Annotated in this window: 9 protein-coding genes; 4 read left to right on the top strand and 5 right to left on the bottom strand. The window is 68.5% G+C overall.

What is annotated here, in order from left to right; translation table 11 throughout:
- Nucleotides 1-65: 65 nt before the first annotated feature.
- Nucleotides 66-2,942, top strand: coding sequence for an FAD-binding and (Fe-S)-binding domain-containing protein (locus tag ACFQVD_RS10650; protein WP_343966131.1), 2,877 nt, complete (start codon nucleotides 66-68; stop codon nucleotides 2,940-2,942).
- A 215-nt stretch (nucleotides 2,943-3,157) separates the two neighbouring features.
- Here the strand turns inward: ACFQVD_RS10650 and ACFQVD_RS10645 are convergent, their stop codons facing one another.
- Nucleotides 3,158-3,982 carry a putative protein N(5)-glutamine methyltransferase gene (locus tag ACFQVD_RS10645; RefSeq protein ID WP_364155859.1) on the bottom strand — a complete coding sequence of 275 codons (825 nt, stop codon included), beginning with the start codon at nucleotides 3,980-3,982 and terminating at the stop codon, nucleotides 3,158-3,160.
- Nucleotides 3,983-4,351: 369 nt separating this feature from the next.
- Between ACFQVD_RS10645 and ACFQVD_RS10640 the strand changes: the two genes are divergently transcribed.
- Nucleotides 4,352-5,239 (top strand): hypothetical protein, encoded by an 888-nt coding sequence (locus tag ACFQVD_RS10640; RefSeq protein ID WP_343966135.1) that lies wholly within the window; start codon nucleotides 4,352-4,354, stop codon nucleotides 5,237-5,239.
- A gap of 83 nt (nucleotides 5,240-5,322) precedes the next feature.
- On the opposite strand, the gene ACFQVD_RS10635 is transcribed toward ACFQVD_RS10640, so the two are convergent.
- Nucleotides 5,323-6,756, bottom strand: a complete 1,434-nt coding sequence (locus tag ACFQVD_RS10635; protein WP_343966137.1) for an N-acetylmuramoyl-L-alanine amidase — start codon at nucleotides 6,754-6,756, stop codon at nucleotides 5,323-5,325.
- A gap of 78 nt (nucleotides 6,757-6,834) precedes the next feature.
- Entirely contained in the window at nucleotides 6,835-7,791 is a 957-nt protein-coding gene (locus tag ACFQVD_RS10630) for a M23 family metallopeptidase (RefSeq protein ID WP_343966140.1), read from the bottom strand.
- A 208-nt stretch (nucleotides 7,792-7,999) separates the two neighbouring features.
- On the opposite strand from ACFQVD_RS10630, the gene ACFQVD_RS10625 reads away from it, so the two are divergent.
- Both ACFQVD_RS10625 and ACFQVD_RS10620 read left to right on the top strand, forming a co-directional pair.
- Nucleotides 8,000-10,897, top strand: coding sequence for an AfsR/SARP family transcriptional regulator (locus ACFQVD_RS10625; protein ID WP_386270960.1), 2,898 nt, complete (start codon nucleotides 8,000-8,002; stop codon nucleotides 10,895-10,897).
- Between the two features lie 424 nt (nucleotides 10,898-11,321).
- Nucleotides 11,322-11,621 carry a transposase gene (locus ACFQVD_RS10620; protein WP_343966146.1) on the top strand — a complete coding sequence of 100 codons (300 nt, stop codon included), beginning with the start codon at nucleotides 11,322-11,324 and terminating at the stop codon, nucleotides 11,619-11,621.
- Nucleotides 11,622-11,957: 336 nt separating this feature from the next.
- On the opposite strand, the gene ACFQVD_RS10615 is transcribed toward ACFQVD_RS10620, so the two are convergent.
- A complete protein-coding gene (locus tag ACFQVD_RS10615; protein WP_343966148.1) occupies nucleotides 11,958-12,557 on the bottom strand; it encodes a hypothetical protein in 600 nt (199 codons plus the stop codon).
- Nucleotides 12,558-12,649: 92 nt separating this feature from the next.
- Nucleotides 12,650-19,501 (bottom strand): DNRLRE domain-containing protein, encoded by a 6,852-nt coding sequence (locus ACFQVD_RS10610; protein WP_343966150.1) that lies wholly within the window; start codon nucleotides 19,499-19,501, stop codon nucleotides 12,650-12,652.
- Nucleotides 19,502-19,855: the final 354 nt, after the last annotated feature.

Genomic DNA, 19,855 nt, shown 5'->3' with positions numbered 1-19,855 from the left:
ACTCCTTTGGCGATATGTCGGGTATGTGAGTAAACGTGCCACTTTATCGTGATCTTAGTGCGCGGGTGGACGGAGAGGTGCGGTGCGACGAGGGGACGTTGGCCGCCTACGCCCACGACTCCTCGAACTACCGGCAGACGCCGTCCGTGGTCGTGCTGCCCCGCACCGTCGACGCCGCGGTCTGGGCGGTACGCGTCTGCCACGAGTACGGGGTGCCGGTGCACTCCCGCGGCGGCGGTACCAGCCTGGCCGGGCAGTGCTGCAACGAGGGTGTGGTGATCGACTGGTCGAAGTACTGCACGCGGTTGCTGTCGGTGGACGGCGAGCGAGCGCTGGTCGAACCGGGCGCCTGCCTGGACGACCTCAACGCCCGGCTCGCGGACCGTCGGCTGATGGTCGGCCCGAAGCCTGCCACGCACGACACCTGCACGATCGGCGGGATGATCGGCAACAACTCGTGCGGGGCCTCGGCGCAGGCGTACGGGAAGATGGTCGACTCGGTGATCCGCCTGGAGGTGCTCACCTACGACGGCCTGCGCATGTGGGTCGGTGAGACCTCCGACGAGGAGTACGCGCGGATCCTCGGGCAGGGCGGCCGGAGGGCGGAGATCTACCGCGCGATGCGGGAACTGCGCGATGAGCACCTCGCGCTGATCCGCACCCGTTACCCGGACATCCCGCGTCGCGTCTCGGGCTACAACCTGGACTCGCTGCTGCCCGAGAAGGGTTTCAACGTGGCCCAGGCGCTGGTGGGCAGCGAGTCGACGCTGGTCACGGTGCTGCGGGCGGAGATCAGGCTGTTCGAGGTGCCGCCGTTCCAGTCGCTGGTGGTGCTGGGCTACCCGGACCTCGCCACGGCCGGCGACATGGTGCCGGAGATCGTGACGCACCGGCCACTGGCCCTGGAGGGGCTCGACCACGAGTTGATGGACCTGGCCAGGGTGGAGCGGGTCGCCGGCGAGAACGTGCTGAACAGGCTCCCCGAGGGGTCGGGCTGGCTGATGGTGCGGTTCGGCGGTGCCACCCGGCAGGAGGCCGACGACCGGGCCCGGAGACTGGCCGAGAGCGCCGGGCGCGCGCACACCGCCTACTTCGACGATCCGGCCGACGAGGAGCGGATGTGGCGGATCCGTGAGGCGGGGCTGGGGGTGACCGCCTACCCGCCGGACAACCCGGACACCCACGAAGGGTGGGAGGACGCGGCGGTCCCGCCGGACCGGCTCGGCGACTACCTGCGCGACTTCCAGGAACTTCTGCGCAGGTTCGACTACCACAACTGTTCTCTTTACGGGCATTTCGGGCAGGGATGTGTGCACACCCGCACGCCGTTCGATCTGGACGATCCCGAGGGGGTGGCGAAGTACCGCCGGTTCGTGGAGGAGGCCGCGCACCTCGTCGCCTCCTACGGGGGGTCGCTGTCCGGCGAACACGGCGACGGGCAGTCCCGCGGAGAGCTGCTGCCGATCATGTTCGGCCACGAGATCGTCCAGCTGTTCGCCGACTTCAAGCGGATCTGGGATCCCACCTGGCGAATGAACCCCGGCAAGATCGTCAAACCGTACCGGCTGGACGAGAACCTCGACCACCTCGACTATCACCCGAAGGAGCCGAGGACGCACTTCGACTACCCGGCGGATCACCACCGGTTCACCCACGCCGCCGCCCGCTGCGTCGGCATCGGCAAATGCCGTTCCAGCTCCGGCGGGGTGATGTGCCCCAGCTACCGGGTCACCCGGGAGGAGAAGCACAGCACCCGCGGCCGGGCCCGCATCCTGATGGAGATGATGCGCGGCGAGACCATCACCGGCGGCTGGCGTTCCGAGGAGGTGCACGAGGCGCTCGACCTGTGCCTGGCCTGCAAGGGATGCCGGGGGGAATGCCCGGTCCACGTGGACATGGCCACCTACAAGGCCGAGTTCCTCTCCCATCACTACCGTCGGCGGCCGCGGCCGGCCGCGCACTACTCGATGGGCTGGCTGCCGCTGTGGGCGAGGCTCGCCTCGGTGGCGCCCGGGGCGGTCAACGCGCTCACCCACGCGCCCGGCCTGGGCCGGATCGTCAAGCTGGCCGGTGGCGTGGATCGGCGCCGCGAGCTGCCGAGGTTCGCCGCCCAGCGCTTCACCGACTGGTTCAGGGACCGGCCCATGGCCGAGGGGGACCAGGTCGTGCTGTGGCCGGACACCTTCACCGACAACTTCAACCCCGGCGCGGCCAAGGCGGCGGTGCACCTGCTGGAGGCGTACGGATACCGGGTCGAGGTGCCGCCGGTGCCGTTGTGCTGCGGGCTCACCTGGATCTCCACCGGCCAGCTCGCCATGGCCGAGCGCGTCCTGCGCCGGACGGTGGCGGCGCTGGCCCCCCGGCTGCGGCGGGGGGTGCCGGTCGTCACGCTGGAGCCCAGCTGCGCCGCCGTCCTGCGCTCCGACGCGCCCGAACTGCTCTCCGGCGACCCCGACGTGAAACTGCTGGGCGAACAGACCAGGTCGCTGGCGGAGATGCTGGTGGACCGGGTGCCGACCGCTCCGCCACCGGGCACGGGGATCCACGCGATCGCCCAGCCGCACTGTCACCAACATGCCATCTGGGGCTTCGACGCCGACACCAGGCTGCTGGAACGCGTCGGGGTCGAGGTCGAGGTACTGGATGTCGGCTGTTGCGGCCTCGCCGGCAACTTCGGCTTCGAACGCGGGCACCACGAGATATCGACCCGGATAGCCGAACTGGGCCTGTGGCCCGCCGTACGCGACGCCGGCCGGGACACCAGGATCCTCGCCGACGGCTTCTCCTGCCGCACCCAGATCGAGTCCGGCACCCGCGCACAGCCGGTCCACCTCGCCGAACTCCTCGCCGAGGTACTGCTGCGACCCCGCGGGCCCGGCACCCGGGAAAAGCCCGGCCGACCGCAGCCGGGGAAGGTCCGCTCGCCCACGGCGCACCGATGAGTTGCTGGAGCGCCTCGGCCTGACCCAGGTGTCCGGAGCGACGAGCCTTCGGCTACGCGTCCTCGGCTGACCCTTCTGGCCAGGTCTGGCCGGGTCTGGCCGGGCCGTGGAGGTCCGGCGGGCCCACGCTCAGGCAGAGCGCGGGTCAGGGCCGTCCGGGCCCCCGGGTGAGGGGGGCCGGTACCCGAACGGCACGGGTACCGGCCCCGTCCGGCTCAGCGGCGCGGGGACCGGCAGGTGGGCCTGGTTCCGATGACGACTGTGGCGTCCAGCTCCGCGGAACCGGCGATCCTCGGGATCAGCCCGTTGCGGGCGAAGGCCTCGGCGGTTCGCGGCGCCTGGCGCTCGCTCGTCTCGACCAGCAGGTGGCCGTCCGGCGCCAGCCACAGCGGCGCCGCGGCGGCCAGGCGCCGTACGACGTCCAGGCCGTCCTCGCCGCCGTCGAGTGCCACCCGGGGCTCGTGGATACGGGCCTCCGGGGGCAGCAGCCCGATCGCCTCGGTGGGTACGTAGGGCGCGCTGGCGACCAGGAGGTCGACGCGCCCCCGCAGTGTGCCGGGCAGCGGCGCGTAGAGGTCGCCTCCGTACACCTGACCGCCGGTGGCGGCGACGTTGCGGCGGGCGCACCGCACCGCGGCGGGGTCGATGTCGACGGCGTGCAACTCGACCCGCTCCAGCGCGGCGGTCAGCGCGGCGCCCACCGCGCCCGAGCCGCAGCACAGGTCGACGACGACCTGCGTCCGGGCGGGGGCCTGCCGGTCTTGGACGGCGACGGCCTGGTGGATGAGGAACTCGGTGCGCCGCCGGGGTACGAAGACTCCGGGGTCCACGGCTATCCGCAGGCCACAGAACTCCGCCCAGCCGAGAACGTGTTCGAGAGGCAGACCGGCGACCCGGCGGTCCACCATGGCGGTGAGGTCGGACGGGGTCCGTGCCGTGGAGACGAGCAGGTGCGCCTCGTCCTCGGCGAACACGCAGCCGGCGGCCCGGAGCCTGGTGACGATGACGGACTGGGGGTAGGGGGACAGCGGAGAGGACACGAGAGCCTTTCGGGATGCCGAAGGGTGCTCTCCCGGTCACCTATGCCCGGTGAACCGCACGGTCGTGAGATGAGAGCACCCGACCTGACACAGCGGTAATGGGTCTCACCTCCTCGATGGGTCCATTGCTGGAGACGGCAACATTATCCGAGCCGGAGAGCGGCGCAAACACATTATGTTGAGCCGGAACAGCGGGTGAGCGGATCCCGCCGCCCGCGTGTCGCCCCGATGACCGATTCCTGCAAGACGCCGGCCCGGCGGCCGGAGCAGGATGAACGCCTGATCGGCCGCCCATGGCTGGAACCGGGGGCGGGCCCGCACAGGCCCGGTCTCCCGCTTCACCGCCATTCACATACCGGGAGAAACTGGATGAACGTCGATCTTGCCGCGGCGGACGCCTTCATGGCCACGCACGCGCGTGTCCTGGACCGCCGCCGTTTCGAGGTGCTGAGGGACCGGCAGGGCCCCGCCGCCGTGCTGGCCGCCCTGGACGGCTATCGCAACCCCGACGGCGGCTACGGCTGGGGTCTGGAGCCTGACCTGCGCTCCGGCGAGAGCCAGCCCGGGGCCGCGGCGCACGCCTTCGAGGTGTTCGAGGACATCGCCCCCGCCACCACGCCGCGGGCCGTGGCGCTGTGCGACTGGCTGGAGTCGGTGTCCCTGCCCGACGGAGGCCTGCCGTTCGTGTTGCCGCTGACCGGCACCGCCGGTTGCGCCCCCTGGTGGCGGGACGCCGACCCCTCGGTGTCGTCGTTGCAGATCACCGCGGTGTCCGCCGCCGTCGCGCATCGCGTCGCCGTCCATGATCCCGCCGTGGCCGCCCATTCCTGGCTGGCACGGGCCACCAGATACTGCCTGACCGAGATCGAGACGATCGAGACGGCGCCCTCCGCGTACGTGCTGGCCTTCGCGGTGCGGTTCCTGGACGTCGTGCACGGCCGCCTGCCCGAGGCGGCCGATCTCCTGCGTCGCCTCGGCGAGCACCTTCCCGCCGACGGCCGGCTGCACGTCGAGGGCGGTACCGAGGAGGAGACGCTGTATCCGCTCGACTTCGCCCCCTACCCCGGGGGGCCGGCGCGGGAGTTGTTCGCCCCCGAGGTGATCTCCGCCGACCTCGACCGCCTGGCCGGTCTGCAACAGGACGACGGCGGCTGGGCCGTCGACTACGCCAGGATCTCGCCCGCGGGTTCCCTCGACTGGCGAGGCCACATCACGGTCCGTGCCATCGACATCCTGCGTCGGAACGCCAGGATCTGACCTGGCGATCGCGAGCCGCGAAACCGGGACCGGAAGCGGAACCGGCTCAGGCCGGCACGGTCCCGCTTCTCCCGTCACGTCCGCTAGCCGCAGTGTTCGAAGGGGCTGTCGTAGCCGGTGGAGCCGGCCTTGCCGCCCCACTTGACGCACTTTCCGGCCCCGGAGGCGCGTATCGGGCCGGCGTAGTAGGCGAAGTCGCTCGAGTCGGTGACGCGGGTGGCGCCCTGCACCTCCAGGTAGGCGCTGGTGGCGCTCGCGGTGCCGATGGAAGTGCTCTTGATCGTGGTCACGCAGTTGTAGCCGGTGGAGTTGTTGTAGAGCAGGTAGACGGTGCCCGCCGAACCCAGCGCCGCGGAGTCGATCACGTTGTAGCCGGAACCGCATACCGACTGCGGGGTGTGCGGGTTGCCGCCGCCGGTGTCGCCGGTGACGAACTGCATGTACCTGGTCCAGTTCCAGTTGGGTCCCGGGTCGGTGTGGTCGGCTCCCGGCACCTCGACGTGCCCGACGATGTGGGTGCGGTCCTTGGGGATGCCGTACCGGTCGGCGATGGAGCGGGTCAGCGCGGCCGAGGCACGGTACATCGCGTCGGTGAACCAGGAGGCGTTGTCGACGTAACCCTCGTGCTCGATGCCCACGGAGCGGCTGTTGTGGTTTCCGGCGTGCCAGGCCCTGTCCTTCTCGCGGACCATCTGGGTGATGTCGCCGTCGGAGGAACGCACGACATAGTGCGCGGAGACCTGGGCGGCGGGGTTCTGGAACCAGGAGATGGTGCCGGCGTAGGAGCCCTGGGTCACGTGGACGACGATGCGGTCGATCGCGTTGCTGGCGGGCCGGTTGGAGACGGCGTAGTTGGACGAGCTGGCGGCCGCCCAGTGGGCACCCGGATAGTCCACGGCCGCGGCGGCGAAGGTCCTGTCCAGGTCCGGTGCCTTGGCGTACGCGCCCCGCTCGGGTCGCACCACCTGCGGCCGGACGGTCACGGTACCGTTCGGCGTGGCGGCCCTGACACCCGAGGCGAGCAACTCGTAGACGGTGTCGGCGTACAGCCGGGCCACCTCGGAGGAGGAGGCGTTGCCGTACCTGGCCACCGCCGGGTACCACTTCCCGGCGTCCTTGCGGGCGGCGGCGTCCAGTCCGAGCTCGTTGGCGTAGGCGCGCAGCACCGCGGCGCCGCCCGCGATGTTGGCCGCGTCGTCGCTCTTCAGTGCCGAGACCGGCTGTCCGGTCAGCTTGGCGGCCTGCTCCAGGGAGTGGACCGTCGGGTTGCTGACGAGGTGCATCATCCCGTAGCCGCCACTGGCGCTCGGCTCACCTCCGTGCCCGTCGAGACGGGTCTCGGCGTAGCCGAGCGTGACCAGCAGGTCGCGGGGCACCTCGTAGGTCGCGGCCGCGCGGGTGAAGGCGTCGGCCAGGGGGTCGGGGGGAGCCGCGCTCGCGGGCGGGCCGGCCAGGAGCACCAGGGGGACGAGCGAGCCGGCCAGCAGCGCGGCCGAACGGCGGAGTCGGGCCTTCACGGATTCTCCTCAAGCAGGTGGGGGACGTCGAAGGGGCCGTCTCCGCCCGGTGGGGACGGAGACGGCCCCTTCGGTGGATCAGCTACCGCAGTGTTCGAAGGGGCTGTCGTAGCCGGTGGAGCCGGCCTTGCCGCCCCACTTGACGCACTTTCCGGCCCCGGAGGCGCGTATCGGGCCGGCGTAGTAGGCGAAGTCGCCCGAGTCGGTGACGCGGGTGGCGCCCTGCACCTCCAGGTAGGCGCTGGTGGCGCTCGCGGTGCCGATGGAAGTGCTCTTGAGCGTGGTCACGCAGTTGTAGCCGGTGGAGTTGTTGTAGAGCAGGTAGACGGTGCCCGCCGAACCCAGCGCCGCGGAGTCGATCACGTCGTAGCCGGAACCGCACACCTCCTGCGGGGTGTACGGGTTGGTGGAGCCGCCGCAGTTCCTGGAGGTCACGGTCTGGGCGGGGTAGCCGAATGTGGACCCGTTGAAGACGGCCTTCTGGATGTTGGACGGGTAGCCGGTGCCCAGGCGGACCTCGTAGTGCAGGTGGGCGGAGATGTTGTTGCCGGGCTTGCTGGTCTTGCCGACCGTGCCGATCTTCTGGCCCTGGGAGACCGAGGCGCCCGCGCTCACCGAGCGCGAGTTCAGGTGCGCGTAGTAGGTGGACCAGCCGCCGCCGTGGTCGATCTTGACCAGGTTCCCGAAGCCGTTGGTCGATCCCTGGTGGGCGGAGATGGAGACCGTGCCCGCCGCCGCGGCGACCACGGTGTCGCCCAGGTCGGCGTCGGCGGAGCTGCCCCGGTTGAAGTCGATCTCCCAGGACTGGTGCGCGCTGCTGGCGCTGGAGTTGCCCGTCCAGGCCTGTCCGCAGGGGAAGGGCAGCTGGAAGTTGGTCGCCAGGATGCTCATCTCGTCGCTCGGCGCGGGGTCCGCCGCGCTGTCGGCCGGGCCCGGGTCCCCCGGTGCCGTCGCACCGGCGGCCGGTGTCGTGACGCCGCCGGCGAGACCGAGTAGCAGGGCGAACCCCACCGTGAGTACCCCGTTGAGTCTCATGCGGATCCTTTCCCGCAGGCCCGGCGGGCAGCGCCCTGACCGATGCCGTGCACTGTCTGTTAGTTCTCTCCGAAAGGCTCTTGCCGGGGTCCAGAGTCCGGATTGGTGATACAAAAATCATCCAAAATCGATATAAAGACCTATCCGACTCGTACGACACAGTCCGATGAATGGTTGCAGCGCCTCCACAAGAGGAGTAAATGCGGTCATGGTGGTCGATAAACCCACGTTCAACGTGCTCGGTAACCTCGACGTCCGGAGTTCGGGACGGTCTCTGCGCATCGCCGGTACGAAACCCAGAGTCCTGCTGGCGTCGCTGCTGCTCAACGCGGACCGCGTGGTCGGTGCGGACCTCCTCGTCGAGGTGTTGTGGCCCCGGCAGCGGCCACGGTCCGCCCAGGCGAACCTCCGCACCTACGTGAGCTCGCTCCGGGGCGTACTGGCGGCGGCGGGCGCGCGGATCCAGGCCCGCCCGTCCGGATACGTGATCGAGCTGGCACCCGAGCAGCTCGACATGCTGCTTTTTGATGACCTGCTCGCCAAGGCGCGCGCGGCGGGCCGTACCGACGAGGCCTTCGACCGGCTCCGCCGGGCGCTCGCGCTGTGGCGCGGGACACCGCTCGCCGACCTGCCGGGCAGCCCGCTCTGGGACGGGCGCCTGCAGTCACTGGCGGAGGCACGGCTCGGAGCCGCCGAGGAACTGGTCGCTCTGAAACTGGAGCGAGGCGACCACGCGGGCGCGATCGGCGAGCTGCGCGGGCTGCTGAAGGAGCACCCCTTCCGCGAGGATCTCTGGCGGCAGCTGATGATCGCCCTGCAGCGGAGCGGCAGGCAGGCCGAGGCCCTGCACACCTACACCATGGTCAGGCGGCAACTGGTCACCGAGCTCGGCGTCGAACCCGGCGCGGATCTGCGCCGGGCGCACTCGGCCATCCTGGCGGGGGAGTCCCTGCCCGCCGTGGCCGTGCCGGACCATCCCGCGGCTCGCACCGCTCCCCGGCAGCTCCCCCCTGACGTGCCGGACTTCACCGGCAGGGCCGAGAGCGCCGCCGTCCTCACGCGGGCGCTGACCTTCACCGAGCGCCCGCCGGCCGGACCGCCCTCGATCGTCGTGGTCACGGGGGCGCCGGGCGTGGGCAAGTCGGCGCTGGCCGTGCACTGTGCGCATGCCGTACGGGCCGGATATCCGGCAGGGCAGCTCTACCTCGATCTCCGTGGGACCGCCCCGGTGCCCGCGGACCCCGGTGAGCTGCTGGCCGAGGCGCTGCGGGCGCTGGGGGCCGACACGGCGGACCTGCCGGACACCGAACGCGAACGTGCCGCGCTCTACCGGTCCCTGCTGGCCGAACGTCCGATGCTCGTCCTCCTCGACGACGCCGCGGACGCCGCCCAGGTACGGCCGCTGCTGCCGGGCAGCGGCTGCGCGGTGCTGGTGACAAGCCGGCGGCGGATCACCGAACTGCCCGGGGCGCTCCGGCTTGAACTGGACGTGCTGTCGCCGCGGGAGGCAGAGGACCTGCTGGCCGCGATCGTCGGTCCCGAGCGGCTGGAACAGGAGAGGGAGGCCGCCTCGGCGATCCTGGCGGCCTGCTGCCACCTGCCGCTGGCCGTCAGGATCGCCGGGGCACGGCTGGCGGGCCGGCTCGGCTGGTCGCTCGGCGTGCTGCGGCAGCGGCTGGAGGTCGAGTCGAACCGGCTCAGCGAGCTGCGCGCCGGGGATCTGGGGGTGCGGGTCAGCCTGGACCGTAGCTACCGGCTGCTGCCCGAGGACGCGGCACGTGCCTTCCGGGTGCTCGGCCTCCTGGGCCCGCAGTCCGTGCCCGGCTGGGTGGTCGACGCCGCACTGGGCCGGCACCGGGCCGACGAGGTGACGGACGTCCTGGTCGACGCCAACCTGCTCCAGCTGGTCGGGACCGACCCGATCGGCCAGCCGCGCTACCGGCTGCACGACCTGGTCCGCTGCAACGCGAAGGAGAAGGCCGGTGGCGCCTCGGACCGGCACGCGCTCATCAGGGTGCTCGGCGGGTGGACGGCCACCACCGAGAGCGCGACCGCCCGGCTGCCGACCACGCTGTTCAGCCTGACCTCGGCCTCGGCCCCCCGCTGGCAGCTGGCCGAGGACACCCTCGGCCGCCTGACCGCCGACCCGCTGTCCTGGTTCGACGCCGAGCACGACGCACTGGTGGGAGCGGTACGCCTCGCCGCCGACGCCGGGCCGGCCGGATCGGCGTGGGGACTCGCCGCGGCACTCGTGCCCTACTTCGACCTGCGCTGCCACTTCGACGAGTGGCGCTCCACCCACCGGATCGCCCTGGAGGCCGCGCGTCTGGCCAAGGACCGCCTCGGCGAGGCGGCCATGCTCCGGGGCCTGGCCCAGGTGAGTCTCTACCAGGACCGCTACGCCGAGGCGACGGAGATGTTCCGGCGATCCCTCAGGATCTTCCACGAGCTGGGGGACAGACGGGGGGAGGCGACCTCGATCTGCGGGCTGGGGGCGGTCAACCAGTTCTGCGGCGAGAATCTCCGGGCGTTCGGATACTTCCGGCAGGCTCTGGCCCTGTTCCTCGCCATGGGAGACCAGAGCGGCGAGGCCTACGCGCGGCAGGCCATCGGACGGGCCTGCCTGGCCTTGGGCGACCTGCGGCAGGCCTCGAACTGGCTGGACGCGGCGCTGCGGCTGGCCAGGGAGATCGGCGACTCCCATCGCGAGGGCTGCGTGTCCATGCAGTTCGGGCGGCTGCACGATCTGGGGGCGGACCCCGGCCAGGCGATGCGCTTCCAGGGGCGCGCGCTGGACATCTTCGAAGGCCTGGGCGACCTGCACTGCGGGGCCTACGCCATGCAGGGGCTGGGCGGCCTGCAGGTGGTCCGCGGTGACCGGTCGCACGCCTCCGACCAGCTGGAGCGCTCTTTGCTGATCTTCCAGCGGCTCGGAGACCGGAGCGGGGAGGCCGCCACGGTCCAGACACTCGGCGAGCTGCACCGCTCGGCGGGCCGCACCCGCCTGGCGCGTAACTACCTGCACCACGCCCTCGTGCTCCGTCGCGAACTGCGAGGAGGTGCCGACCTCGCCGTGGGCGCCGGTGCTCGGGACGTACCGAACTAGTGCTCCGTTCCTCATTGGAGGTAGCGAACGCCCTGTGGGGAAGCCGGGATCGTCGGCCCTGCCCCTGATGCCAGGACCGGGGTGGATCTGTACTTCCGGTGAGGAACGTCGCACTAGCTGGCTCGCCTGTATGACCCGTTCTTCGCGGAAACCGGATGCGAAAATCCGCCCCACGGCGGAATTCATCACGTTTCAGTAGGTCAGGTCACGCCCTCAGGGCAAACTCGGCATCATCGAGAGGTTAGACACCTGGAACGAGCTCCTCGATGATGCCGGGTTCATCACGTCTTCGCAGGTCAAATGCTTCTTTCGCGGCGAACTCGACACCATGGCCGGGTTTACCGCAGAGGCGGCTACCTGCGCCCACGCATGTAAGACCTTCCGAAACTCGACATTGTGGGGGATCAAATCCCGGCTCGAGCGAATGCGAGCCGACCCCGTCCTGGCCAACCTGCCCCTGCACCACTTCGCCCGCAACCAGATCTGGTGCGAGCTCGTCGCCCTGGCCTGCGAACCGCTCACCTGGATGCAGATGCCCGCCCTGCCCGGTACTGCCGCCCGCAGCTACGAGCCCAAATGCCTGCGCCTGCGGCTGTTCGCCGTGGCCGGACGACTGGTCCGCGGTGGCCGACGCGTGCGCCTGCGCTTGGCCGCCCGATGGCCCTGGGCCCGCGACACCCTCACCGCCCTGACCCGCCTGCAAGCCCTGCCCGCCCCACCCTGACCAGCAATCAACCGACCCTACGACCAGGAAAGGACACCCACGGGCCCGTGGAACCCGCCCACCCGACGCGACAGCCGGGCCGGCGCGCTGACCACCACCCGTAATCAACCCTCAGCCGACCCGCTCAGCCGACCAATCCTTGATCACGAAAGATCGAGGCTGAGTGCACGGATGGAGACTTCGGCAAGGCGCAGAGCTCACCGCCTGATCAGCTCGGTCGCTCAGAAGGAGCGCACCCGAAGGACTTGCTTGTACCGGCGGGGCCTGCCGGTACCGCCTCCAGGGGAGCGAAGTGTCGTTTGACGTTCTGGAAAAACTCATACGCGTTCATTGACGTCATGCTCCATGTGGAACGTGGTACAGGGTTCGTGTTGATGCGAACCAAGCCCGGTCGACGAACCGGCCGGTGATCCGTCCTACCATGCACATATAGCGGTCAAAGGCTTCAGCGTCGCTGATTTCATCGCTGAGTTCCAGTCCGCTCGCGTGCGCCTCGAACTCAGGGACCTCCATCCATCCCCCAGGGGAGGAAGGAGGGAATACCTCTCCGATGTATTCGCTGTCATATGTGTACAGCACTTTGCCGGGATCGGCCTCTTCCACATAATAGGCTTCGAGTACGCGTTGTCCGTCTGCGCTCAGCGCCTCTACCAGCTGTGGCGGCACCGTTCCGCCGCTGATGGTGAGGATGGCGGACCAGCCGGCTGAGTGCTCTCCCACCCAGACGATCAGTTTTTCCGGGCTGGTTTCGTATGATTGCATGGCTGTTTGAAAGTCGCACAATGTGCCGTTCTGGGGATCGACACCCAGCCGTCGGGTGATCTCGTTGCTGTCTTCTGTGTTCACCCATTGGCAGCTGAACCACGATTCTAGACCATGTTCGGTCAGTAGGTCCCACTGGCTTTCCTCGGGAAGGGCGCGATAGGAATTCTGCATTGTTCACCTCTTGTTGGTTGGCTTGCGAAAAGTGGGGGTGTGGGTCATGTACGATCCACACCCCCACTTTGATACGCCGAGGGGGATGACGGCTACGGCACGATGCTCACCCAGAAGGCGTGATGGGTGGCGACATGATATTTGTCATAGAACGCCTTCAGTGCGTTGCCATGCCGTTCATTATGTCCGCCGTTAACGGCCCTGATGGAGTAGTGGCCAGTCCCTCTTCCGTTGCCAGCTGCCCCCTGGTAGGTCGAGGCGAAGGGGTACTCGTCGCATTCCAATCTGGTGTCCCGCGTCCTGCCGCCGGACCAGGGCATCCCTTCGTTGTTCTCCGCCTTTGGATATTGGTCTCTGAAGTAGTATTTGCAGTAATTGGTTATGGGTGTTTTACTCCAGTGCATTGGGGTGCCTGTTCCGACATCCATGTACATTTCAAGGTTGGAGAAGAAATTCCTGTTGAAGCTGGTGGTGCCTGCCGGGCGCTTGTGCAGCGGCGGACTGGAGGCGACGTTCCAGTTTCCGGGGATTGTCTTGGGTTGCTCGCTTCCGGTCCAGTACTTCGAGGGCGGGTACTCCGGCTTTGACCAGTCGTGTCCTGGGCGAAGCGGGGGGGATGTGAGCCCGTTTATGCTCGGGTCCAGGGCAGCTTTGATGTGCCTGGTGACTTCGGCGAATTCAGGGTTCTTGCTTTCTGACATTTCGAAGACCCGGTGTGCCCTGTCGTTGACACATCCGCCGGTGTGATTGATCACCTTATCCCGATCGCACCGGTAGTAGGGGGCCGCCAGGGTGCTGAGGTCCCCCGGCAGCCGTGCATAGCCATGTCGGGCTACGCCGAGCCGCTTCCCCGCCGTTCCTACTATTTCGTAGCTCCACAGAGGAAGATCTGAACGATTGTTATGAAAACGAGTGAGCGTGGGCTTGATCGTACATATCGCGTTACTTCCTCCTGCGATGGGATTGCTTTCCAGCAGGAACATGGCACTACTGGTTTCTTCCCATTGTTTGATTGTCTTCGTGGTACTTCCGGTGACGGACCGGCAAGGCGTCAAATTAGCCGATTCGGTCTGCGCTTCGAATGTCAGCTGGAGCCCTTGGATTTCTGTCGAGGTCCTCTCGTCCAGAGGGTATCTTTTTCCGTTCCAATACAGAGCGAAGTCGGTCAGCCGCACGAAGAGCTTCATGTTCTGCGGCTTCAGGCCGCTGCCTTCTGCGTTGGCCACCTCCGTGCCCGCCTTGTTCCCCACGTAGCTGTTGAGCACCCAGGTGGCACGGAACTGGAAGAATATTTCACTGGGGTGGTCCAGAGTATCTTCCTCGGCCATCTCCAGAATGGAGGCCAGTATGCCGGCCCTGCCGCCGCTCTTGCTCGTGCCGACTTTATTGCTGGCCTTGACCCACCGCTTTCCGTCCGGGCCGTCGCCATCCTCGGTCGCTTCGTACGTTCCCATGCTGACCCAGGTTGTCCAGCAGGAAGAGAACGGGCGTTCTTGGATGCGGGCATAGTCAATGGTCGGATGCTTGGGGGTCTGGAGACAGTCCTCCAAATTCAGGTGGTCGTAATCGAATTGTGCAGCGCTGTTCGCGGTGGGAGCGGCGGCCTGCACGGGCCGGCTCGGAGAGTTCACGTTCTGGGCGGTCTGCCCGTTCGTCCTCGCGATGAGAGCGGCTACGTCATTGGCAGCCAGGGGCCGCTGGTAGACCTGGACATCGTCAAGGCCGCCCTTCACCTTGCTGCCCAGGCTCATGGCGGTGTCCGCGTTCCACGTCGCGAAGCCGACGGGGTCGGTCTTGATGAGGGTTCCGTTGAGGTACAGCGAGGCGGTCTTGGCCGCGGCGTCGTATGCGCCGGCCAGGTGGAACCACTCGTCGACCGGCGGCTCAACCTCGGACAGGACGCCCTCGACCGTCGCGTCGGCGGCGTCGGCGCTGGTGAAGGTGAACACCAACCCGTGGTCGGGGGTGTTGCCGAGGCGGAAGGGCGCCTGGTGGGTGCCCTTCTGCTCAAGGACGGTGTAGTCGCCGTCCTTGTCGCTCCAGCGCAGCCAGGCGGCGGCGGTGAAGCTCTGGTCGGTGCGGATCACCGGCCCGGAGGTCTGCGCCAGGGGCTCCTCGCCCGGCTGGGTGACGTCGACGGTGACCTGCCGCCAGTCCGACCAGGCCGAGGCCGCGTCGCCAGCGACCGCGCGCAGTCGCCAGCGGATCTTCCATCCGTCGGTCAGCTTGTCCGCCGGTACGGCGATGCTCGCCTGGGTGCCGGAGGCGACACCGTCCACGGTGCCGGTCCAGATCTGGCCGGTGCCCTGCCCCTGCGGTGCGGCCGGGTCGTGCTCGATTTCGGCTTCTGCGCGCAGCGCTTGGCCGGTCGGGTGGGTGAGGGTGGCCTGCAGTGTGGGGGTGAGCGTGGTGGTCACCGTCACGCCGTCCACCACCTTGGACGGGGTGATGGTCAGGTCGGTGGCGGTGGGCTTGGGCAGGCTGACGGTGAAGGACTGCCAGTCCGACCAGGCGGAGGTGGCGGTGGCCGAGACCGTGCGGGCCCGCCAGCGCACCTTCCACCCGTCGGCCAGCTTGTCCGCCGGGACCGTGATGGTCGCCTGGGTGCCCGCCGGGACGTTGTCGGCGCTACCGGCCCAGATCTGGCCGCTGCCCTGACCGCTGGGCGCGGCCGGGTCGTGCTCGATCTCGGCCTCCGCGCGCAGCGGTTTGCCGGCCGGGTCGCTCACCTGGGCCAGCAGCGCCGGAGTGCGAGTGGGGGTGACGGTGACGCCGTCCACCTGCTCGGACGGGCTGACCTGCAGCGCCCCGACGGCCGGTTCGGAGACCGCATCCGGCACGTCGATCGTCAGATTCTGCCAGTCCGACCACGGCGAGCTCACCGTGTTGAGGGCCCGGACGCGCCAGCGCACCTTCCACCCGTCGGTCAGCTTCCCGTCGGAGACGGTGGCCGACGCTTGCGTGCCGGAGGCGACGTTGTCCACGGCGCCGGCCCAGATCTGGCCGGTGCCCTGCCCGGTGGCGGCGGGATCGTGTTCGAGTTCGAACTCCGCCCGCACCGGTTGCGCGGCTGGGTCGGTGACCGTGGCACGCAGGGCGGGGGTCAGGCTGGTGGCCGTGGTGATGCCGTCGACCATCTGGGAGGGGGTGACCTGGAAGGCGCCGACCGTCGGGTTGGGCACGTCGACCGTGGCCGTCTGCCAGGCCGACCACGGCGAGGTGGTTGAGGCGGCGGCGTTGGCCGCGCGGGCCCGCCAGCGGATCTTCCAGCCGTCGGTCAGCGTGCCCACGGGGATGTTGATTGTGGCCTGGCCGCCGGAGGTGACCGTCTGCGAGGCTCCGGTCCAGATCTGGCCGCTGCCCTGCCCGGTGGCGGCCGGGTCGTGTTCGACCTCGAACTGGCCGGTGAGGTTGCCGCTCGCGGTGTCGGCGACGGTGGCGGCGAGCTGCGGGGTGAGCGAGGTCGTCACCGTGGTGCCGTTCACGGTCTGCGCCGGTGTGATGGCCGGGGCGGAGACGGTCGGTTGCGATGCCGGTCCGCTGGTGGTGATGGTCAGCTTAGGCGGCAGGTTGAAGTCGGTGTCTTCGGAGGAGGTGAACACCCGGTAGTTGTTGATGTTCGTCTCGCCGGGCGACTTGAGCACCAGGCCGTAGTCGGCGGCGCCGGCGGCCCAGTCCTGGGCGATGCCGGTGACGTTCCAGTCCATGCTGTCCGGGTAGGTGGCGCAGTCGGAGGTGACGCCCTTGAAGTTGGTGGAGGCGTCCTCGGTGGAGTGGGCGGGCTTGTTGGCCCAGTACAGGTTGTCCGGGTCCCAGGCGCCGGTCAGGCGGGCGACCTGGATGCCGTTGGCGAGCGCGGCGCCGCAGTTGTGGGCGTCGATGGTGTTCATCGACAGCGTGGCGGCGGTCACCGTGCTGCCCTGCAGACCCGTGGTGTCGAACCGCAGATGCACCCGGGCCTTGAACCCGTCCGTCATGGTGCCGGCGGTGAGGTACTGATTGTCAGGGAACGCAGGTGAATCGACCGTGTCGTACGTGCTGACCTCGATGTCGGCGCCGAGCGGCAGCGTGACCGCCGCGGCCACACGCACCGGGTAAGTTGTGCCGGCATCCGCCAGGAACGTCTGGTCCGGCTTGACCACCAGCTCGGTGCGGCCGTTCTTGGTGACCAGGTCCGTCCCGGCCTGGCCGCGCTTGGCCGACGCAGGCCGGCCCTTGCCGCTGCCGTCCGACACGATCGGCCGGGTCCCCGCGGCGACCAGCTTCTTGTCCTTGCCCTTCAGCAGCAGCCGGCCGCCCTTGCCCTCGGTCAGGGTCAGACCGTCGTCCTCGACGCCGATCCGCAGTTCCAGCGGTTTGGACGGCCGCTGGCGCAGCACCACCTCATGCCGGAACCCGGCCGGCAACGCCGTCACCACCAGGTCGGCGCCCACGCCCGCGGCGTCGGTGTAGGTGGCCACACTGCCCTTGACGGTCGGCTTGGGCAGCGGTGTCGGCCAGCGCAGCGCGTACGACTTCCCGTCGGCGGACATCTTCACGAACGGATCCGTGCCACCGGCGGAGAGCTCCACCAGCGCTCCCTCGGCGAGGGTCTTGGGCCGCAGCTTGCCGCCCTGCTCGACCAAAGTGGTGTCGATCGGCACCCAGCCGCCGCCCTGCCTGGTCCGCACCGGACCGGCCGTGACCTCGGTCTTGTAAGTCCTCCCGTCGGGCTGGGCGTAGGTGATGCTGGTCGCGGTCGTCTCGTCGGCGACCTCGACGGTCTTACCCTGCGTGGCCGCCGCCTGGGAGGCGGCGATCCGCGCCTGCGACGGCACGTTGGAGACCGCGTTCCCGCTCTTGCCGGCGATCCACGTCGCTGTGTCGTTCAGCGTCGCATCGTGGCGCTTTCCCGAAGAGTCCGCAGCCGTGCGGCCGTCTCCTTCATCGAAGGTCCAGTGGCCCGCCGACTGGATAAGTGTGGTAAAAGACCACGAATACGGGCTGATGGGGATTTCCCACGAGTTGCTGGCTTCTGATACCTCAGCGGTGTACGTTGTGCCCGGCTTCAATGCCTGTGCAGGGGTGAAGGTCAGCACCGTGCGGGTGTCGTCATAGACCGACGTCCCCACGACCTGTGTGCCGCTGGCGTCCTTGACTGTCACGCTGTCATCGGCGACTGCCTCAGAGAACGTCACCTTGATTGACGCGTCCAGCGGTACATCCTTGGCGCCGTCAGCAGGTTCAACACCTGTCACTACTGGGATGATGCCTTCGGTGTCGTCCCCGGGGTCAACCTCTATGGGGGGGAGGTCGTCCGTCCCCACCACGTTGGCTTGGCCGTCACGTTGCCCAGCGATTTTGTCGGCCAGTTGCTCAGTGACGTTGACCGGCTCAGGCTCCTCAGGCACATAGCCCGACATGGCGAGAGCTTCCTCATACTCAGGCATAGTCGTCAACTGTGTGTCGGTGAACATGAAGACGTCGTCCAACAGTGGCGGCGATGGAAGTTCGACGTCCACAGTCAGGATGGGCGGGTGGAGTTCGAACTTGCAGTCTTCCAGTGGCGTGGTCCTGCAGCCACCGGCGTCCTCGGAGGCGTAGCGCCGCCAGTTTCGCAACTCGGATTCGTTACCTGTGGTGAGCTGGATGCCGTAGTTGGTGGCACCGTCGATCCATGCCTGGGCAATACCGTTGAGTGAGTGGGTCAGGTTCCAGGCGTAGTTGCAGTCTTCGCTGTAGGCGCCGTACTCGGTGTCCGCGCCCGCACTGGTAACAGACGGCTGGCTGTTCCAGTACAGCAGCATGTCATCCCAGGCGGAGGTGATCCGCCGCGCTGTGATGCCGGAACCGACCGACGTACCGCAGGTGTTGGACAGGTGGTTCCACAGGTGCAGGTCGGCGTTTTGCACCGTGCTGCCCGCGAACTCGGCGGGGATGTTGGGGAACTTGAGGTAACCGCGCCAGCGCTTGGCGATGTTGCTGGCGTAGGACTTGCCGACCACGATCTCGGAATCGGCGAAGGTGTCCCAGCTGTCTGTGAGGTCGACATCATTGATGTAGGCGTCCATGCCACCGCCGGTGTGGCCTTCGTACCAGTCAGAGGCCGCGGCGGTCATCGTCACCGGGTAGGTCGTCGCCGCATCGGCCAGGAACGCGGCGTCCGGCGTGAAGACCAGGGTCTTGCCGTCTTCGGCGAGGGTGACGGCGGCCTTGCCGGTTTTGCCCGCATCGAGCGGGGCGCCTGTGTCGGCGGCCTTGGCGTCCCGCAGCAGTGTCGGTCGCACCTCGGTCAGTGTCTTGCCGTCCTTGCCCATGATGGTGGGCCGGCCTGCGGCGTTCTTTCCGAAGGACATGCCCTTGGGCAGGTCGAACGGGACACGGAAGGAGACCGGGCCGGTGGGCCGTTCGGCGATGGTGATCTGCTGCTGGAACCCAGTCGCGTTCGCGGTCACCACCAGGTCGCGGCCCTTGCCGTAGGCGGACCGGTAGGTGGCGGTGTTGCCCTTCAGCGTGGGCTTGGGCAGTTTGCCGCCAGGGGCTTCGATCTCGGTGGTGTCCTGAGCGGTCTTGCTCTTCAGCAGGACGGTGTCCGCGCCCGCCGACAGGGTCAGGTCGCCCTTGATGGCCTTGGGTTTGATGACGCCGTCTTGCTGCACCAGTGTGGTGTCGATCGGGGTGAAGCCCTCACCGTTGGCCTTCTTGACGCGCACGGGCTCGGTGGACAGCTCCACGCGCACGGTCTTGCCGTCGGGGTTGGCGTACACCGTGGTGGTCTCGGTGTTGCGTTCCGGGATCTCCACCCGCTTGCCGGACCTGGCCGCCTTGCTCTTGGCGGCATCGAGGACCTTGTCCCCTGAGCTGGTGCCGGAGGGCTGCGGGCTTCTGGTTTCCGCTGGTGACTGTGTGGGTGGCGGGGTGGGCTCCTGCGCCCAGGAGGGTACGGCGGCGAGGCTGATCACCATAGTTGTGGCGATGCCGATGGCTGCGGCGCGGCCGAGGAAGCCTCGGCGTCGCGTGTGTGCGGCTGTGAGGGATAAGCCTCGCTGCCCCGCGTCTGGTGTCACTGACTGTTGCTCTTTCTGTAGGCATGCCAAGGAGCCCGCACCAAGGTGTACAGGCTGCCAAAGCTGGCATTTTGGGCAGGAAGTTATCAGTAAAGATCACTTAAAGAAAGAGTAAAGTAGCGGCATGACAGGCCGCTCGGTCGCAACGTCGACCTCGTCCTGAGCTGGGTTCTTGCACCTAGTGCTCCGTTCCTCATTGGAGGTAGCGAACGCCCTGTGGGGAAGCCGGGATCGTCGGCCCTGCCCCTGATG

The sequence above is a fragment of the Streptosporangium amethystogenes subsp. fukuiense genome, from assembly GCF_042665875.1.
In the GTDB taxonomy this organism is placed as follows: domain Bacteria; phylum Actinomycetota; class Actinomycetes; order Streptosporangiales; family Streptosporangiaceae; genus Streptosporangium; species Streptosporangium fukuiense.
Note: the sequence above shows the minus strand (reverse complement) of the source record. Positions and strands in the feature narration are given on the sequence as shown.

What these genes read in the sequence shown, in the direction of transcription:
- ACFQVD_RS10640 (WP_343966135.1), top strand. Translation starts at nt 4,352, where the DNA reads ATGAACGTCGATCTTGCCGCGGCGGACGCCTTCATGGCCACGCACGCG.
- ACFQVD_RS10630 (WP_343966140.1), bottom strand. Translation starts at nt 7,791, where the DNA reads ATGAGACTCAACGGGGTACTCACGGTGGGGTTCGCCCTGCTACTCGGT.
- ACFQVD_RS10625 (WP_386270960.1), top strand. Translation starts at nt 8,000, where the DNA reads ATGGTGGTCGATAAACCCACGTTCAACGTGCTCGGTAACCTCGACGTC.
- ACFQVD_RS10620 (WP_343966146.1), top strand. Translation starts at nt 11,322, where the DNA reads ATGCGAGCCGACCCCGTCCTGGCCAACCTGCCCCTGCACCACTTCGCC.
- ACFQVD_RS10615 (WP_343966148.1), bottom strand. Translation starts at nt 12,557, where the DNA reads ATGCAGAATTCCTATCGCGCCCTTCCCGAGGAAAGCCAGTGGGACCTA.
- ACFQVD_RS10610 (WP_343966150.1), bottom strand. Translation starts at nt 19,501, where the DNA reads ATGGTGATCAGCCTCGCCGCCGTACCCTCCTGGGCGCAGGAGCCCACC.